Origin of the sequence: Mucilaginibacter sp. 22184 (assembly GCF_052045695.1) — a bacterium.
Lineage (GTDB): Bacteria > Bacteroidota > Bacteroidia > Sphingobacteriales > Sphingobacteriaceae > Mucilaginibacter.
On record NZ_JBQEPI010000006.1, the window covers coordinates 55,974 to 72,821 of the forward strand.

Sequence of the window (16,848 nt, forward strand, 5' to 3'; positions counted from 1 at the left end):
ATAACATAATGCTGGCATTCTTATACCCACTTAAAATTAGAAAGTTATCCTTTATCACCCTGTTTATTTTACTTGCACCGGCACCGCTCTTTGCGCAAAATCTGTTTTTAGAAAAAATAGATATATGTAATGCGGCCAATTTTTGCATGGATTGTGGCGATCCCAAAGCAACCTGTGATCAGTTTACACTTGATTATATATGTGATCAAATCAATCGTAAATATATTTTGAAAGATGCTTTTGGATCAATATCCTTCCAGGTATTGGTTGAGCCATCTGGTTTCAGTTGTGTATTGAGCCACACCGACGTTACAAACGGTCCTTTAACAGCAGAATTGATCAGGTATCTGAACGGTAATATATGGCGAGCTGCCAAAATAAATGGCAAGACTGTTTCTGCATCTGTTAACGTAATTTTCCGATTTGCGAATGGGAGAATATCTGCTCAAATGCAAAGGATGGATTTAAGCGAACTAAAGCCACCCGGTGATCCAACTATTTATAACAAAACAGTTGCTTATACCAATCCATCTTTGAACTCTTATGAATTCACCACCTGGACCAAGTATAACTCTCCCCTGCCGGATAACATCAGCAAAACTTGCATTGTAGATAAAACTGATGTGTTATGGTATACTACCATTAAAGGGTTGACTCGTTTTGATGGTCAAAACTTTAACCCTATCAACGAATTTAACTCTCCATTTACTGCCGAAACAGCGGTAATGGATATCAATGTAGATAAGGATAATAACAAATGGGTATACGTTGATAATAAGATGTACAAGTACAGTGATGCGGGATGGCAGATCTTTGATTTCAAAAAGTTTGTGACTCCAGGAGCTATCCGTATCTTAAACAACCGCCACGGTGACCTTCTTTTCACTACAGAAGCCGGATTAGTTGTTTTAAGACAGGATAAGGTTGTTGTGCTGAATAAAAAAACAATTCCGCTATTACCCTCTAACAATGTTAATTATGTTTATGAAGATAGCAGGAAACGTTTGTGGATAGGCACATCAAAGGGTTGCATCATGCTTGATCACAATGTGCCAACTACTTATAACACCTCCAACACTCCTCTGAAAAACACCTATATTTCTAATGCTACGGAAGATGAGTCGGGTAATTTGTATTTCTCATTAACCGCTTGCAACGCAACTCCGGGCGATGATGACAAAGAAGGCATAGCAGTGCTGAGGCCCAATGGAACCTGGCTTCATTATACGGATAAAAATTCCGGCTTGCCATCAAACCACGTTAACGACATGTTGTATGACAAGTATGAACATGTTTTGTGGATCGCTACTGAGCAATCGGGACTGGTAAGGTTTAATTTGAAAGATGGCTGGGAAAACTATCACAACAATAATACGCCTATGCCTGGTTATACCATAAATAAATTGGCCCAGGATTCCAAAGGTGTTCTCTACGCGGCTACAGCTAATGGTTTACTAAGGATCAAAAAGAGGAGATAAAAGCGTGCGGGCTGTTATGAAGCCGGTGTAAGCTTTTTTATAACGGCATGTTTATTTGCTATCGAAGATACAAAGTTATCCGTTCTGGAAAACTCATATCCTTTTAATTGTGCCCACGCTATAAAATTTTTTATCCGATTTATAAATGGCTCTCCAGAGTTTCTGGATATATAGCGTGGCAAACCATATTTTTCTTTATGATACAGATTGGTAAACTCCCATGGATGGAAATAAAGGTTCAGATACCCATCTTTACGGTGCGTGGCTGCGCTCATTAGCTTGATCAACGGCAAAGGTAAATTATGGAAACTTAACCAAAAAAGCGGAAAACGGATCAATGGTGATACCGAAGCCGGAATTTGTAAAACATCATTGTCATAAAACCAGGTACGTGGCTTATCAAAATTATTATAACGCCCGGGTAGCCAGGTAGGGTTAATAGATGAATTGTAAATATATCCGGCGTTCTTTATCTCAGCTTCATCTACAGGCATCATCCTTGCCATACGGAAGCCACTTACTTCAACACCCGAAATATCCTCGAGTACCTCTTTGGATTGTTTTAAATGCTCTGGTTTAAAATCGGAATGATAATAGCCATGTGATGCTATTTCATGCCCCTCGTTTACAATTTTAGCAATCACATCTGGTTTGTGAAGCGCGTAATTCGCGGTACAAAAAAAGGTAGCCCGTATGTTTGCGGATCTGAGTAACTCCAAAATTGAATTTGTGCCATTAGTAGAGATCGATAGTTGCTCATCAAAAGATATTGACCGACCGAATTCTAAAGGCAAATCAAATTCCTCAACGTCAAACCCCAATAAAATCATTATTTACATTTTTGACGGTTAGAAGATTTGTTGAACGAATAATATAATTAGGGCGGTGTTTTGACTGCATAAATATTTTACCCACATAAACCCCTATTATGCCTAATACCAATAGTTGCAAACCACCAAAAAAAGCTACAGTGGCTATTACCGAAGCCCAGCCAGAAACGGCATATCCGGCAAAGTAGCTAAACAATACATACGGAATGTATAATATAGCCATAGCCGAAAAAAACAAACCTATACCTGTAACTAAATATAAGGGGCGGGCGCTAAACGCCATAATACTGCCTACTGCAAGTTTAACGAGTTTAAAGAAAGAGTAACTGGCTTCGCCGGTATGCCTTTTAGATGGTGTATAAGGAATACCAATCTGTTTGAAACCAGCCCATTTGATTATCCCTCTGAAAAATATTTCATATTCATCAATCAGTTTTAACTGCTTTACCACTTTCTCATCCATTAACCGGAAATCGGCGGTGCCATTTTCCAGTTTGATATCTGAAAGCATATTTATGCCTTTATAAAACAGCTTTGAAGTGGCTTTCTGATAAGCTTTAGCGTGCGGGTTACTGTTTTGCCTATAAGTGTATATAATGTCATAACCATTTTCCCAATATTTTAACATTTTTAATATTAACTGCGGGGGATGCTGCAGATCGGCATCCATGGTTATTACGGCATCACCGTGAGCCATTGCAATACCCGCCTTAAGCGCATGATCTTTCCCGAAGTTTTTTGAAAGCTCTATATAAAAAACATTAGTATGCAGTTGAGCATTAAATTTTATCTCATTTAAGGTATTATCACGGCTCCCATCATCAACAAAAATTAATTCATAGTCATAATTTGAGTGACTCAATGTTTCATTGATCTGTTCAATTAAATAACTTATATTTTTTTCTTCATTGTGGGATGGTATAATTACCGATATTTTCTTTTTTATAACGAATGTCATGTTATTTTAATAGGGGCTTTAAATTGTGACAGGTAACTAAATACTATATTGGTCAGGTTTACTCTTATAATTTTTTAATCAATCCTTCTGTAACAAACATGATACGAAGAAATAAGCAACAATGCTACAACTCCATTTGAATAAAAAGTATAACACATTAAAAAAAGAAAATACTCTTACTTTACAGGTGTAACTTTGCTGTTACAAACATAAATAATTAATAATGATTTAACCATAAAATCATCTACAATTAGCCATAGAATTGTAAACATATTAACATTCACCAGAGCTCTGATGTACCACAATGTCAACAGCTTATACAGATTTAAGCTGTTCTGGCTTTGAAAAGTCCCTTGTTAAGGTTTCATAAACTATTTTTAGCCAGATCAGGAAACATGGCAGAGCCTTGAGTTTGTATGGGGCAACATACTCCGTTCTGATAAATCGTGGAAAAAGATCTGATGGGGAAAAGCTGGTTAGTATAATAGCAAAGATCAATAGAAATACCTCATACCGGGTAACTGGCCTATTTAAATTTATGTACCAGATAGCAACACCAGTAAAAGCGATAATATAAGTTGATGACTCTGATGAGCTGCTGAAAATAACAGCGAATATTAAGGCAGACGAAAGGATAAGTAATTGATATTGTCGCAATTTAAAGCTTTTAAGCCTTAAATAAGAGAGCATAAAGAGCATCAGCCCTGGCGCTATAACATATATATTCTTTAGTCCTTGATAATTAAATATATTTCTGATCAATCCCATAATGCATATTTCCTGAAGATCAGATCCCTGGTTATGGGCATTTTTGGCCACCAGATCATTGTACCAGTCATGATAGGTTTGAATGATAAAGGTTGGCGATGAAATAAGCATAGGTAATACAAATAACACTACCGACCAAAAAAGAAAACTTCCAATAAATTTTAGTTTATTTTCTGAAAAGAAAAAGAAGGCAAGCCCTACTATCCCATATAACTTCACAAAGGTTCCAATAGCTATCATCAGGGCGGCCCAAAAGTCCTGTTTCCTTTTGATAAAACTAAAACTTAAAATAATTAACCCGGCTATCATGGGGTTACTTTGCACATTAGCAGATGCTGTCATTAATTCATGTGCGCAGATCAGCAAAATAATTACATACTGATTTTCTTTAATGGGTAACCGTTGTATGGCTTTAAACAATATAAAAGCATTAAACATTACCCACAGCAAAACACCTATACTATCGGGCATCAACGCGAATGGTGCGATTATTATAGAAAATACAGGACCATAATGATTAAGATCGTAAAAATGTTCTGGTTGATAGGTATAAAGATTATGCTGATGAATAGTATTTATAAAATTGTATTTGAATACCAAATAGTTATTAAATACCTGGTGGGTTAAAATTCCTTTAAGGACGATCAGGAAACTTAACCCGAACCATAAAGAAAACACAAAGGGCTTATTGTAGATAAGTTTAGTTATTTTTTGCATAAAACAGGGGTATTGGGTTGCGAATATACAAAACAACCACATTACTCGTACTTTATGTTTGATTTGACGAAACTCTCATTACATTTATATTTTACAAAGAATTAAATTTACAATTAACAAAAAAAGCCACCCATTTAGAGTGGCTCCTGTTATTAATTGGTAAAATATCAAGACCCAGGAGTACCTGCATCTAATTTTACTTCCAAGGCTGCCCGTACATTTGCCGGCAAGCTTGATAATAAAGCGTAACCCGTTGCCAGTTCTATATCTTTCACGGTTACGATATATTTTGTCCAGTCGCTATTGGTAGTGTTAATATTAGGTGTATTTACAGCGATAACCCTTGTTGAACTGGTTACCCTGCCCAAATCATTATCACCAACTGGTATAATAACCGCCACCTTCCATACATTACTTGGCACATTAACATGGCCATTGTTTATGGTAGTAGCCGAACCGTTTGAGCCGGCCCCCCCGGTACCATAGCTGCCCATAATGATATATACCTCGTTACCTAAAACTACCTGCTCTCGAAGATAATTCTCCAGATTGGCCCAGGTATGCTGATTGTTATTTGGCGCCTGCGGTATCATATTAGTCATCAGGAAAGTAGCCGAATTAGCATTAGCCGAACTGGTACGATCAGCCGAAGGACAATTATGCCCCCTGTCAAACCCGCTGCCAGAATAGGCATTATCATTAACCATATACCAATTTGCAGGCAAGCTGGCCCAGCCCGCGAAATTATTCAACCGATCTGAAGCACCAGTGATATTTGTAGCATCCAAATGCCAGCTCACCCAATTCGGCTCGCCTTTGGTGGCATTGTATGATTCGGTATAATATTTCTGATCGATAAGGTAGTTATCCATAGACGATGTACTGCTTTGCGCGTTTGAGGGGTTACCAAATAGCAGATCGCTATTGTCGCCGGTTGACGGCGGAGCGTCTGTACCCGCTGTTACGTCCCTTGGAGTAGATGCAGGTGCTGTTGGTGAACCACCGCCGTCATCACCACCGTTATCGGGGGTACCTACAACAATCCCTGGGTCGCCTTCACCTTTAAAGGTAATATCGTCAATATTGACACGGTTATTTGTGGTGGTTCCCGTTCTCTTGATTTCAAAACGTACTTTACCGGTTACTGTTACTTTGAAAGTATCAGTAACCAATTTTGTATTGTTTTCATTGATATCCTTTCCAATCTGCGTATAAGTTTTGCCGCCATCAGCAGACATTAATAATTGCCATACAGAAACAGGATCAGAACCGTACTTGGCATGTTTAATAAGCAAGGTATCAATACCATTAATATCAAAATTCATGGCAATATCTCCGGCACGCAGACGTACAGATGCAAGACCATCTTTTACATCGGGTGCCGTATTCCCAATCAATGCATCGTTAAAATTCCAGCTGCCGGTAAGTAAAGTTATATCAGCGGCGGCATAAGCGGTCTTCTTACCCTGCTCAAAGGTTTCAGTGATACTATAAGACGGAATTACAGGTGGTGGAGGTGTAGTTTTTGTTGTATCGCCCGAGGTGGTGGGCGGCATGTCTGTTGATTTTTTTGAGCAGCTTGCCATGGTTAATACCAAAGCAAAGCCCAGCAGTAAGTTTTGAATTTTCATCATTATTTGTTTTTGTGTGATAGATAATAGCAAAGCATGGCCATGACATAGATGCCCATGAAAAAATTATACTAAGAGTGATATGAATAGAGGAGTAAAATCAGGAGCATGTGTAAACCATGCTCCTGAAGTATAATTGCCAGTATATTTTAGCTTTTAATTACAAAAGCAGATCCATTGTAGGTAAATGTTTTGGTGGCATTTGATATAGCACCAAATTTATAAACCGCATAAGTAACGTTAAATATCTGATCCTTGATAGGGCTGGTGTATTTATTTGCTAATAGAGCTATAAATGCGTTATTTAGGTCTGTATCGCTCCAATATGTAGCATCTGTAGAAGCACTGATATTGAAATCTTTATATTGTGCTACGTTTGCCCTCGCTGCTGCGGTGCCGGCGGTTGTGGTTCCTATAAAGGTATAATCAGCGGATGATAGTGTCAAATATACCGTAGGATCTGGTATCCATGCGCCATTGTTTTTCAGAAATGATGCAGTTGATTGTGTAGCATTTATTACCCAATTTGCACCATCATAAGTAAGTACTATAACCTTTTGATAAGTAGTTAAATAGCGATAATTCACATATTTAACATCGCCTTTTTTAACCGTTGTTGAAACTAGCGGATCAGCCTTTAAAAAGGTATTGATATAAGATGGAATAGTGTTGTTACCTAAGTCTGAAGCAATGAACCAATTATTGTTTCCTCGCCCCACAGATGCATATTGAGCTGCAGACACACGATAAATTTTTTGCCATGCCCCATTCAAATATAAAAATGCATCCGTAGCTGGCACACCTGAACTTGGAGTAGCGCCCGACTCAAAATAGGTATAACTCAATACCGCCAATTGATTAGCTACCGGACTTGTATACTTGTAAGGGAGCCAGCTTAGTATTTGAGCTGTGCTGAAGTCGGTAAACTTGTTGCCTGGTAACAGAGTGTAGTCGTCCTTAGTAAGCGTATAAGCTGTATTCGCGTTGGTTGAATCGGCTAAAACAATAGATAATGGAGCAAGTGTAAAAGTAACAATTGCAGTTGAACCATTGCCCAATTGAGGCTCTTTTGCATTTAAAATCTGTGGGATATAGGTATTTGCGTCGGCAATTGACTTAAAATTATATGATTTAGAAGGATATTTTGATGTATCCAACAACTTATAATCTGCTTGTGCCAGGGTAAGGCTCATGACCTTGGTATATGTTGCGGGGCTTATGTTTGGCTGCTTTTGGCAAGCTGTTAGTACTACAGCTATAAAAGCAATTAAACTATATATCTTTTTCATGAAGTTTCTTTTTAAAATTTAACTTTTATACCAGTAGTAAATGTTCTGAGCAAACCATAATACACGCTCAGATTAGCTGGTGAGCCGGTAGCAGCTGCGTCATATCCATCGGCTATATACTTGGTGTTTAACAGGTTATTTACATTACCATTTAATGAAGCATCTAAACCAGCAATCTTAAACTTAAAGGAAGCGTTAAGGTCCCATAAAGAATAGTTTGGTATTTTATATGGTTGTACTCCCGGGCTGGTAATATTGGCAAAATTGAAACTTGAATAGTAATTACCGTAGAAGTAATAGTTTGTACCCAGTTTTAAATCAGGTAAAACTTTAATATCTAAGCCAAACGCCGCTGTGGTTTGCGCTGCATCACCTACTTTAATTCCTTTTATTAATACTTCCTTAACGGTACCGATAGCCTTTTGCTGGTTATTAAATACGGTAGCCGGACCTGCGTTTTTGGTGTAGTACCAATCGCCGTAAGAGAACATACCATGCAACGTTATTGCCTTAATTGGCTGATATGATAATTCCAGTTCAGCTCCCTGGTGCATTTCACTAACCCCGGATATGTTAACACTATATATCAGGTTAGTAGCATTATCGGTAAACGAAGATGAAAAAGCCTCATCCTTATATGCACTACGGTACAGGTTCAACTTAGCTAAAAAGCCCGATTTTTTAAACTGGTAGCCTAATTCGTAGCTGAATAATTTTTCATCTACAGTTCCGGTGTTAATGGAATTAGTGAATTTTTGGAATACGTTATCAAAGTAAGGTGGCTTGGTAATGTAACCAATGTTAGCAAACACGTTCATCTGATCGTTCAAGTTGTAATTTGCTCCAGCTTTGGCCTGATAACTCAGGAAGTTAACATACCGGCTTGATTGTGCGGGGTCGCTGTTCAGATAGTTGTATAAGTCAACCCTCTTATCGCCGGTTCCTGAACCCGATAGGGTTATAAATGCCGAAAAGTCGTCTTTTGCATACTCTGCTTGTGCATACGCCCCTCCTGACATCACATAGTCCTTGTTGTAGTAATCAATTTTATCACCAACTACTGCACGATGATTTGGATTGTTAATATCCCCAGATCGGCTACCGGCTGCCTGGCTTGCAGTATATGGATCATACACGTAATCAGCACCTAACAGATCTTTAACTTCCTCGTAGTGGGTGCCTTTATAATATCTTAAATCTAAACCGGCAGAAAGGTTCAAATAATTACCAAATGTAGTGGTGTAAGTACTTCTTAAACCATACCAGGCATGATCATTATGTGCCGCATACAAATATGTTGAGGCAGAACCATCCGGGTTAGCGGCATTACTTTTCTGCACGGCATCAAAATCAAAAGGAGAGTAAAAATTACTCACTCTTGGGGGTACAGCGGTACCGGTGGCAGACGCCCCTATTGCACCACCACCACCAGTACCATATGTTGCGTATAATACGGTAGACAGGCTCGACTTTTCGTTGATAACCCAGTTATGGTTTAATGAAAATACCGGTTTGCTGAAAAAGTTGTTATAAGGATTTATTTGTTTACCATCTTTTACACCCAGGTCATAATTCCATTTAACTCCCTGTGGAGCACCAGCGTAATCAGTTAATGGACGTTCTGGACGCTGACCATGGGTTTGAGTTGCACCCATCATTGTAAAAGATAAGGTTTGACTCGGAGTTAATACTTTTGACAGGTTAAAGAAGTAATTGTAACCTAAAAAATTCAATCCATCAGCATAGCCATCCCCTTTGGTTCTGCTACCCTGAAAAGTAGCGGCCCAACCATTGGCATTTAAACCGGTTGATACCAACACTGCTGTTTTTTCGTAATTATTGGTACCAATAGTTTGTGAAATATATCCACCCTTTTCTGCGTCTGTTGTACGTGTGGTGATATTAATGGTACCGCCAAATGACGGAACGATAATTTTTGAAGCCCCTAAACCACGTTGTACCTGCACAGAGTTGGTTACATCGGTAAGACCCGACCAGTTTGACCAAAAGATTGATCCGTTTTCCATGTCATTAACAGGAATACCGTTAATGGTTAGGGCAACGTTACCTTTCTTGGAACCACTTGAAAAACCACGGATACTGATACGAGAATCGCCATAACCACCACCCTGCGCTGTAGCCATTATGCCTGGTGTACTTTGCAACAATTGCGGAATATCACGGCCGCCCAATTTTTCTTCAATATATTGTTGATTGATGCTTGATACTGCTATCGGTGTTTTACGATCAATAGCCAGATCGCCGGTTACTACAACCTCTTTCATGGCATTGGCACTTGATTTTAGTAAGATCAGGCCCAGATCATTTTTACCGGTAATTGGCACTTCTTGTGTGACATAGCCGATGTAGGAAATCACCAGTATTTTAGTATCGTCATCACCTAATTTTAGCTTAAAATCACCATTAAGGCCGGTTGAGGTGGCTTTGCCGCCGCCTTTTACACCAACAGAGGCACCGATAAGCGGTTCTTTGGTGTCGGCATCAACTACTTTACCCGTATACACAGAGGCTAACATAGCTTGATTAGCCGCTGATACTGGTTTGCCCGATTGTTTTTCTTTAACAACAATGGTGTGACCAACTATAGCATAGGTAATTGGCTGGCCTTTGAACACCTTATCCAATACCGCGGTTAACGCCAGGTTTTTCACGCTAAGTGATACTTTGTTGCTGTTGGCTACCAATTCTGTTTGCATAAAAATATCATAGCCGCTTTGCTGCTCTATTTTATTTAAGATGCTCTCGATACTGGCATTCTTTTCGGAAAGGGTAATGCTTTGGCTAAAGCTCGCGGCGCTCAGATGAAGGCATACGGCAAAAAGTAAAGCTGTGATAAGTTTAATCCGCATAATAAATTTCCTTTTTGTAGCCGGATTTATCCGGGAAAAACAATTGGTAATCTTATTAATTTTATTTACCCGCGTGCCTTCACATACGGGCGCAGGAAATGTAGAAAAATCCATACTTTTGTTTGGGTTGTTTAGTAAAAAGTGTATTTAGTCAATATGATTTTATATGGTCAGCCCATTACTCCGGCCGGAGGTGCTCGTAACACTTTCCGGCTTTTTTATGAGCCAATCTCGGTCGCCCGGCCTTGCCGGTTGCCGTTATCAGGCTTTATGATCTTACTATAATCTTCCTCCCGTCAATTGTGAAGTTTATGCCGCTTGTTTTTAATATTTGAAATATCTCTGACACCGGTACATTCCGCGAAATACGGCCCCGGTAATGTTTTTGTACCACATTGCCCTGGTATTCCACATCTACATCATACCACCTGGATAATTGGCGCATAATGGTATGCAGATCGGTATTACGGAAAAGGAATTTGCCGTTTTTCCAGGCCACCGCCTCATCTATATCTGCATTTTCCTTTACTTCAATAGCGTTTATTGTATTTACCGCCTGTTCTCCTGGTTTAAGTTTGGCGCTTGCTCCGGTTGCATTCCCGGTAACTTTTACACTACCTTCCAGCAGTGTTGTTTTGGTAGCCGCTTCATCGGTATAGCTGTTAATATTGAAATGCGTACCTAAAACCATGACCGTTTGAGTAGCGGTTTTTACATAAAAAGGTTTTGAGGGATCTTTACTTACTTCAAAATAGGCTTCTCCGTTAAGTTCAACCCTACGTTCATTACAAACAAATGCTGCAGGATATTTTAACGACGAGGCCGAGTTTAGCCAAACCCTGGTACCATCAGGTAAAACAATTTGATACTGACCACCGCGTGGTGTGGCCAGCATATTCATCACTACTTTTTCAAATTGCGGTAATTCTTTTGGTTTAGCGGATTCAGCAGCCTGATAAACCAACTCTCCGCTTTTATCTTTAGTAATGATAATATTTTGCTGATTGGCTATTTTTCCCTGTTTGGAATCATCCAAAACAACCTTTGATCCATCGGCCAATGTCAGAATAGCTTTATTGCTTCCGGGCGGAAGGTCTTTCTGCGGCTTAATAGCCATCTTCTGCTCACCTGATGTATTAAAATATCTGGTTAATGTAATAGCTGAAGCTATTAATACGATTATAGCTGCCGCGTAGGGCCACAATTTGGCGGCAGTTTTTTTACGGGTGATATTTTTAAACCCCGTTTTTTTTACAATATTTTGCCACGCTTTATCCTTATCGTTTGCTTCAAAGGTTTCCAATTCCGAATCAATTGTAACTTCATCGGTTAGTTTTCTGAATAATTCCTGGTTGCGTGTATCTGCTTGAAGCCATTGCTCCAGTTGGTCTTTCTCCTCGGTGGTAAGCTCCTTTCGCAGATATTTCGCGATCAGCTTACCCAGATCAAAATAGGGTTGGTAATTATTCATATTTCCGTTTCGTATATAAAGACACCCTTGTTTTTAAAAAGGATAAAGAGGTCATCAAAAAAATTCATTTATTTTTTACCTGGTGTCCAATTTGGGTCTATTCGCTTGATATGCAGGTGTAATTCATATATTTATTAACGATTAAAATTTGAAACAATGGACGAATTCATTTTAATTTTCAGGCACGAGGATGGTAGTAAAGTAGCTTCACCTGAGCAGATTGAGGTTTGGATGAAACAAACGATGGACTGGATAGGTGGCATCGCGGCACAAAATAAATTCAGCAGCGGCACCGGTTTACCTTTTGATGACGCCAGGGTAGTTTGGCACAATAATGTGGTTACTAATGGCCCTTTCGGCGAGATCAAGGAAACCATCGGAGGATACATTATTGTAAAAGCCGATTCTGTGGAAGAAGCGGTAGAGTTTGCTAAAGGCAGCCCGGTATTACAAGGTGATGGTAATAGTGTAGAGGTGCGCAGGATAGCCCGGCGCGACGGTATCCATTAAATTATTGAGGCCAAATTATCAAACCGTTACTGGTTTTGCATCACCTACGCATTGAGGTTAAGCCGGTGATATTTATGCAAAAAGTGGGTTTACATGGGTTTACACAATTTACGATTAACATTGACTTATATAATTGATAATAAATTAGTTATGAATTTTTTTAAGAAAATTGTGTAAACCCACTTTTGGGTTAATTGAGTCAATCCAACGCTCATCTTACCATGCAAAAACAGGAACTCATACCACACTTGTTCAGAACCGAATACCGGAAAATAGTAGCTGTACTTTGCCGCCGGTTTGGCTTTGACCAAATGGAAACTGCCGAAGATATTACCAGCGATACCTTTTTAGCAGCGGCACAAACCTGGAGTTTTCATGGCGTTCCGCCCAATCCAACTGCATGGTTATACAATGTGGCCAAAAACAAGTCTAAAAATCATCTGCAGCGCAATACCGTTTTTGAAAGCAAGGTATCGCCAGAAGTAAGAACTGCTGCTCCTGAATTTCATGAGTTGGACATCGATCTGTCGCCACAAAACATCAACGATAGCCAGTTACAGATGATGTTTGCCATTTGCCACCCGGCCATATCTCCCGAAGCGCAGATTGGCTTATCGTTGCGTATTCTTTGCGGTTTTGGCATTGACGAAATTGCCGAGGCTTTTTTAACCAATAAGGAAACCATCAACAAACGCTTATTCAGAGCTAAAGAAAAAATCAGGACCGAAAAAATAAAAATTGAACTACCTGCCCCTGCCGAAATTGATGAGCGACTTGAAAATGTATTAACAACTATATACCTGTTATTTAGTGAGGGTTATTATTCCGTTAGTCAACATCAAACCTTACGTAAAGAGCTTTGCCTTGAGGCTATGCGTTTATGTTATATGCTGATCGAGAACAGTAGTACCAACAAACCACCGGTAAATGCCCTGCTATCTTTAATGTGTTTTCATGCTTCACGTTTTGATGCCCGCGAGGGTGAGAATGGTGAACATATTTTATACGATGATCAGGATGTTGATCTTTGGAACGCGGAACTGATTAGTAAAGGCGCTTATTTTTTAAAATGCGCCACAACCGGCAACACCCTTTCCAAATACCATATTGAAGCTAGCATAGCTTATTGGAGCACTCAAAAGAACGATACCAAAGAAAAATGGGAAAAGGTACTGCAGTTGTATAACCGTTTATTACAAGTAGCCTACTCCCCCATTGCCGCGCTCAACCGCACATTTGCCTTATCAAAAGCCAACAGTAAAGCCGAGGCGATTGTGGAAGCCGAAAAACTAAAGCTAACAGATAACCAATTTTATTTTACCCTATTGGGTGAGCTTTATACTGGTATTGATAATGATCAAGCAAAAGCCAATTTTGAGACGGCTTTGTCTATTGCCAGAACCGTAGCCAGTAAACAAGTGATCCAGAAAAAGCTTGAACAGTTACAGTAGTAAGATTATTTCCTGAAAGTAAGCAGGGCTAATGTAAACCAGGTAAATAACTCGGGCGAAAGTTTTACCCGGAGCAGTTCCAGGGCCCTTTGTTTCTGCTTTTTTACCGTATTGATAGACATATTGAGCTCATCGGCTATTTCCTGGTTCTTTTTACCATCAAAATAACCCATGATAGATATGGATCGATGGCTATCCGGTAACGCATGGATAGCGGCGTGGATCTCGGCCATAGCCTCGGCGGTGATGATGGCTTCAATTACAGGTGGTTCTTCGGGCTCCGTATTTCCGTAGTATTGTATGTAACCCTCCACCACTTTATTATGCCTGATGCTGTTAAGGCTTGCATTACGAACGGTGCTGTACAGGAAATTCTTAACGGCTATATTGTCCTGCATTACCGTATCACGGTGGTGCCAATATTTTATAAATGCATCCTGGACAATATCTTCCGCATGATCTTTATCCTTAACCAATTGAAAAGAAAAATATACCAGCCTGTCATAATGCTCTTTAAAAAGAACATCCAGATCTATTTCTTCAATCGATCCAACCGACTCACTTTTGTGCGTAAATATTCCTTTTACAATACTCATCTATCCGTTGCAGAAATAATTTATGAGCATCATTTACGCCATTACTGGCTCATCATAAATACCCGGTTCAAAGTTGAACTTTACGTGTTCAATTTAAGTTAAATCCGGGTTAATAAATAGTTTCATTACGGTAACTTTTCAGTTGCAAACTTTAAATAAAACTGCACCATCGATGTAGAAATCACCGTGTATAATCCAATAGTTCCCCGCTATCTTCCATTTCATTACAAGGACTTTTGCTGTTGATTTGCACTATAAAACAACAAGTTAATGAAAGATTATAAAAAGTTAATTCAGGAAATATTTCAAAACATTTTTGAGAAACCGGGTTATGACGAAACGATCGTAAAGCGCTATTTTAGTACTGATTACGTACAATATGTAGACGGTAAAACGCTGCACTTTAATGAGTTCATCAAACATATTAAAGTACTTAAAGAGGCCATAGCATCCATGACTTTAGTTTTTGATTCCATGGCCCAGGATAATGATATTGTTTTCACCAATCACCGGGTGAAGGCGACTACTAAAGAAGGTAATACAGGCGAGGTTCAGGTGATAGCTGAATTTCACATTCAGGATGGGCAGATAAATTATTGCAACGAACTTACCCGCCAAATAAGCGGTGACCCGAAAGACAGTGATCTGGGATCACGGCATTGATCAGTCGGTACAAAGCAATAAAATCCACCCAAACAACCGGGTGGATTTTATATATAAATGATCTGCTTATAAAAGCTCGCAATAATATCCGTTATTATTCATCAGTTTGATGACTCTGGGCACTGGGACATGCTCCCCCTCAATTCGTAAAACGCGATCACAATCTTCCAGATCAAAGTTTATTTCGATACCTGGAATATATTGCCTGAGTTTGCGGATAAGCTTAACCGATTGATCAACATTTTGAACATCTGTTTTAAAAACTTCTACCATAGTATCTGTCATTCTTGGTGCATATGCCTGTTTAATCATCATTCCTTTATTTTTAGGATAAATTGTATAGTTTGAGGGATAGTTTTTAAAACCGGTAATTAATACCTGTTGATACCGCCACACCTGTTTTCTTTAATTCGGTTAAAGGAGCTCCCCGTTTGTCGAGATTGTTAAACGGTACCCAGTTAACTTTTTGATCTTTATCATACAGATCGAGCTTTTGGACAACATTATACCCGGCACTCACCTCTACCGAGAAATTCTTGGCCAGCGCATAATTGTAGTATAGCGAAGCCTTGAATTGCTGTGCCTGGAAGTAATCGGAGTTCATCTTTTTTGACAAACGGTAAGTACCTCCACCGATGCCAAAATCGCCGTTGAAGCCGAGATTACTTTTTTTGGATAGCTTATAGTTCAATTTTTCAGAAACCGGGATTGTTCCTGATAAGCTTAGTTTGTCGGAAATGTTCCAGTCGATGCCAAATACCGGAACAAGCACTGAACCAAAGAACTGTTTTGAATAAACTACCCCTATTGAGTAAGTAAATTTAGCTGATTTCCTGATCTTTAACATTGCCACTCCGGTATAAAGCATATCATCACCAGAGATATCCTTCAGATCAGAAGATAGTGTTGGTACCGCTGAAATGAGCAAGGCATATTTTGGCGAAAATGCCTTTTGAAAAGTAAGGGGAACCGAAATGGCATGAAAATTATCGCCGCCAAACTGATTGCCCATGCCAGAAAGAAACAGGCCGCTATACCCTACTCCTGCCAGTAAAAAATCAACTTTTCCGTTTTGCATTTTGCTGTATAAGGGCAAAGTAAGATTTCCGTTTACTTGCTGTATATTCAGGTCTTTACCATTGATTTTAAAGGGAGAATAGGTATAGTCGGCTTCAAAGGAACCCAAATTCGGAACCGTAGTTATGGGTGCTGACACACCCTCTTCTACGGGTGTGCTTTGCTGTGCCTGCGTCGATAGGGAGAATGATACTGTAGTTATCGCAATTAAAGACAAGATCTTAGTTTTCATGAGTTGTTATGGGGTTATTTTAAATGATTTGTTTGCCAAACTGGCTACCTGGTGGATCCTTCCCTGCATACAGTTTGATGTTGTTTTTTAATTCATATTTCTCTTGAAACACGCTTAGGTACATTTACCCTTACTCTTCATGAAAATTATTCTGATATACAGTCAGGCTATTTCCCCTTTACCCTTAGCCTATATGTAAATTATTTTCCGTAAATGACATTTCTATGATCTAGGCAGATTCAAAAAACCATGAAACTACATTCATAAATTTTTGGTGAGTAGTTTATTCCTTTGTGTTTTATTTTAA

The 16,848-nt window shown here is 39.2% G+C and carries 14 protein-coding genes; 4 read left to right on the plus strand and 10 right to left on the minus strand.

The window, feature by feature from the left end:
- Window positions 1-8 precede the first annotated feature (8 nt).
- Window positions 9-1,478: a ligand-binding sensor domain-containing protein gene (locus ACTJKG_RS14295; protein WP_440739610.1), complete on the plus strand. Its 1,470-nt coding sequence runs from the start codon at window positions 9-11 to the stop codon at window positions 1,476-1,478.
- 14 nt (window positions 1,479-1,492) lie between these two features.
- Here the strand turns inward: ACTJKG_RS14295 and ACTJKG_RS14300 are convergent, their stop codons facing one another.
- From ACTJKG_RS14300 to ACTJKG_RS14330, 7 genes are all read right to left on the minus strand, one after another.
- Complete coding sequence (locus ACTJKG_RS14300; RefSeq protein WP_172333721.1) at window positions 1,493-2,308, minus strand: polysaccharide deacetylase family protein; 816 nt, start codon at window positions 2,306-2,308, stop codon at window positions 1,493-1,495.
- Window positions 2,289-3,266, minus strand: coding sequence for a glycosyltransferase family 2 protein (locus ACTJKG_RS14305; RefSeq protein ID WP_172333722.1), 978 nt, complete (start codon window positions 3,264-3,266; stop codon window positions 2,289-2,291). Before ACTJKG_RS14305 ends, ACTJKG_RS14300 begins: the two co-directional genes overlap by 20 nt.
- A gap of 315 nt (window positions 3,267-3,581) precedes the next feature.
- The gene (locus ACTJKG_RS14310) at window positions 3,582-4,751 is read right to left on the minus strand and encodes a glycosyltransferase family 87 protein (protein WP_440739611.1); all 1,170 of its coding nucleotides are present in this window, start codon (window positions 4,749-4,751) and stop codon (window positions 3,582-3,584) included.
- Between the two features lie 167 nt (window positions 4,752-4,918).
- A complete protein-coding gene (locus ACTJKG_RS14315) occupies window positions 4,919-6,385 on the minus strand; it encodes a DNA/RNA non-specific endonuclease (RefSeq protein WP_440739612.1) in 1,467 nt (488 codons plus the stop codon).
- A gap of 146 nt (window positions 6,386-6,531) precedes the next feature.
- A complete protein-coding gene (locus tag ACTJKG_RS14320; RefSeq protein WP_440739613.1) occupies window positions 6,532-7,671 on the minus strand; it encodes a hypothetical protein in 1,140 nt (379 codons plus the stop codon).
- 11 nt (window positions 7,672-7,682) lie between these two features.
- The gene (locus tag ACTJKG_RS14325; protein WP_440739614.1) at window positions 7,683-10,541 is read right to left on the minus strand and encodes a TonB-dependent receptor domain-containing protein; all 2,859 of its coding nucleotides are present in this window, start codon (window positions 10,539-10,541) and stop codon (window positions 7,683-7,685) included.
- A gap of 268 nt (window positions 10,542-10,809) precedes the next feature.
- A complete protein-coding gene (locus tag ACTJKG_RS14330; protein WP_172333726.1) occupies window positions 10,810-12,012 on the minus strand; it encodes a FecR family protein in 1,203 nt (400 codons plus the stop codon).
- 156 nt (window positions 12,013-12,168) lie between these two features.
- Here ACTJKG_RS14330 and ACTJKG_RS14335 point away from each other — a divergent pair, with 156 nt between their 5' ends.
- Window positions 12,169-12,522 (plus strand): YciI family protein, encoded by a 354-nt coding sequence (locus tag ACTJKG_RS14335; protein WP_172333727.1) that lies wholly within the window; start codon window positions 12,169-12,171, stop codon window positions 12,520-12,522.
- Between the two features lie 221 nt (window positions 12,523-12,743).
- Window positions 12,744-13,973, plus strand: a complete 1,230-nt coding sequence (locus tag ACTJKG_RS14340; protein ID WP_172333728.1) for an RNA polymerase sigma factor — start codon at window positions 12,744-12,746, stop codon at window positions 13,971-13,973.
- Between the two features lie 5 nt (window positions 13,974-13,978).
- On the opposite strand, the gene ACTJKG_RS14345 is transcribed toward ACTJKG_RS14340, so the two are convergent.
- Window positions 13,979-14,569 (minus strand): RNA polymerase sigma-70 factor, encoded by a 591-nt coding sequence (locus ACTJKG_RS14345; RefSeq protein WP_440739615.1) that lies wholly within the window; start codon window positions 14,567-14,569, stop codon window positions 13,979-13,981.
- 270 nt (window positions 14,570-14,839) lie between these two features.
- Between ACTJKG_RS14345 and ACTJKG_RS14350 the strand changes: the two genes are divergently transcribed.
- Complete coding sequence (locus ACTJKG_RS14350; RefSeq protein WP_172333730.1) at window positions 14,840-15,232, plus strand: nuclear transport factor 2 family protein; 393 nt, start codon at window positions 14,840-14,842, stop codon at window positions 15,230-15,232.
- A gap of 66 nt (window positions 15,233-15,298) precedes the next feature.
- Here the strand turns inward: ACTJKG_RS14350 and ACTJKG_RS14355 are convergent, their stop codons facing one another.
- Window positions 15,299-15,547: a hypothetical protein gene (locus tag ACTJKG_RS14355; protein WP_216650465.1), complete on the minus strand. Its 249-nt coding sequence runs from the start codon at window positions 15,545-15,547 to the stop codon at window positions 15,299-15,301.
- Between the two features lie 43 nt (window positions 15,548-15,590).
- Window positions 15,591-16,541 carry a DUF6268 family outer membrane beta-barrel protein gene (locus ACTJKG_RS14360; RefSeq protein ID WP_440739616.1) on the minus strand — a complete coding sequence of 317 codons (951 nt, stop codon included), beginning with the start codon at window positions 16,539-16,541 and terminating at the stop codon, window positions 15,591-15,593.
- Window positions 16,542-16,848 lie beyond the last annotated feature (307 nt).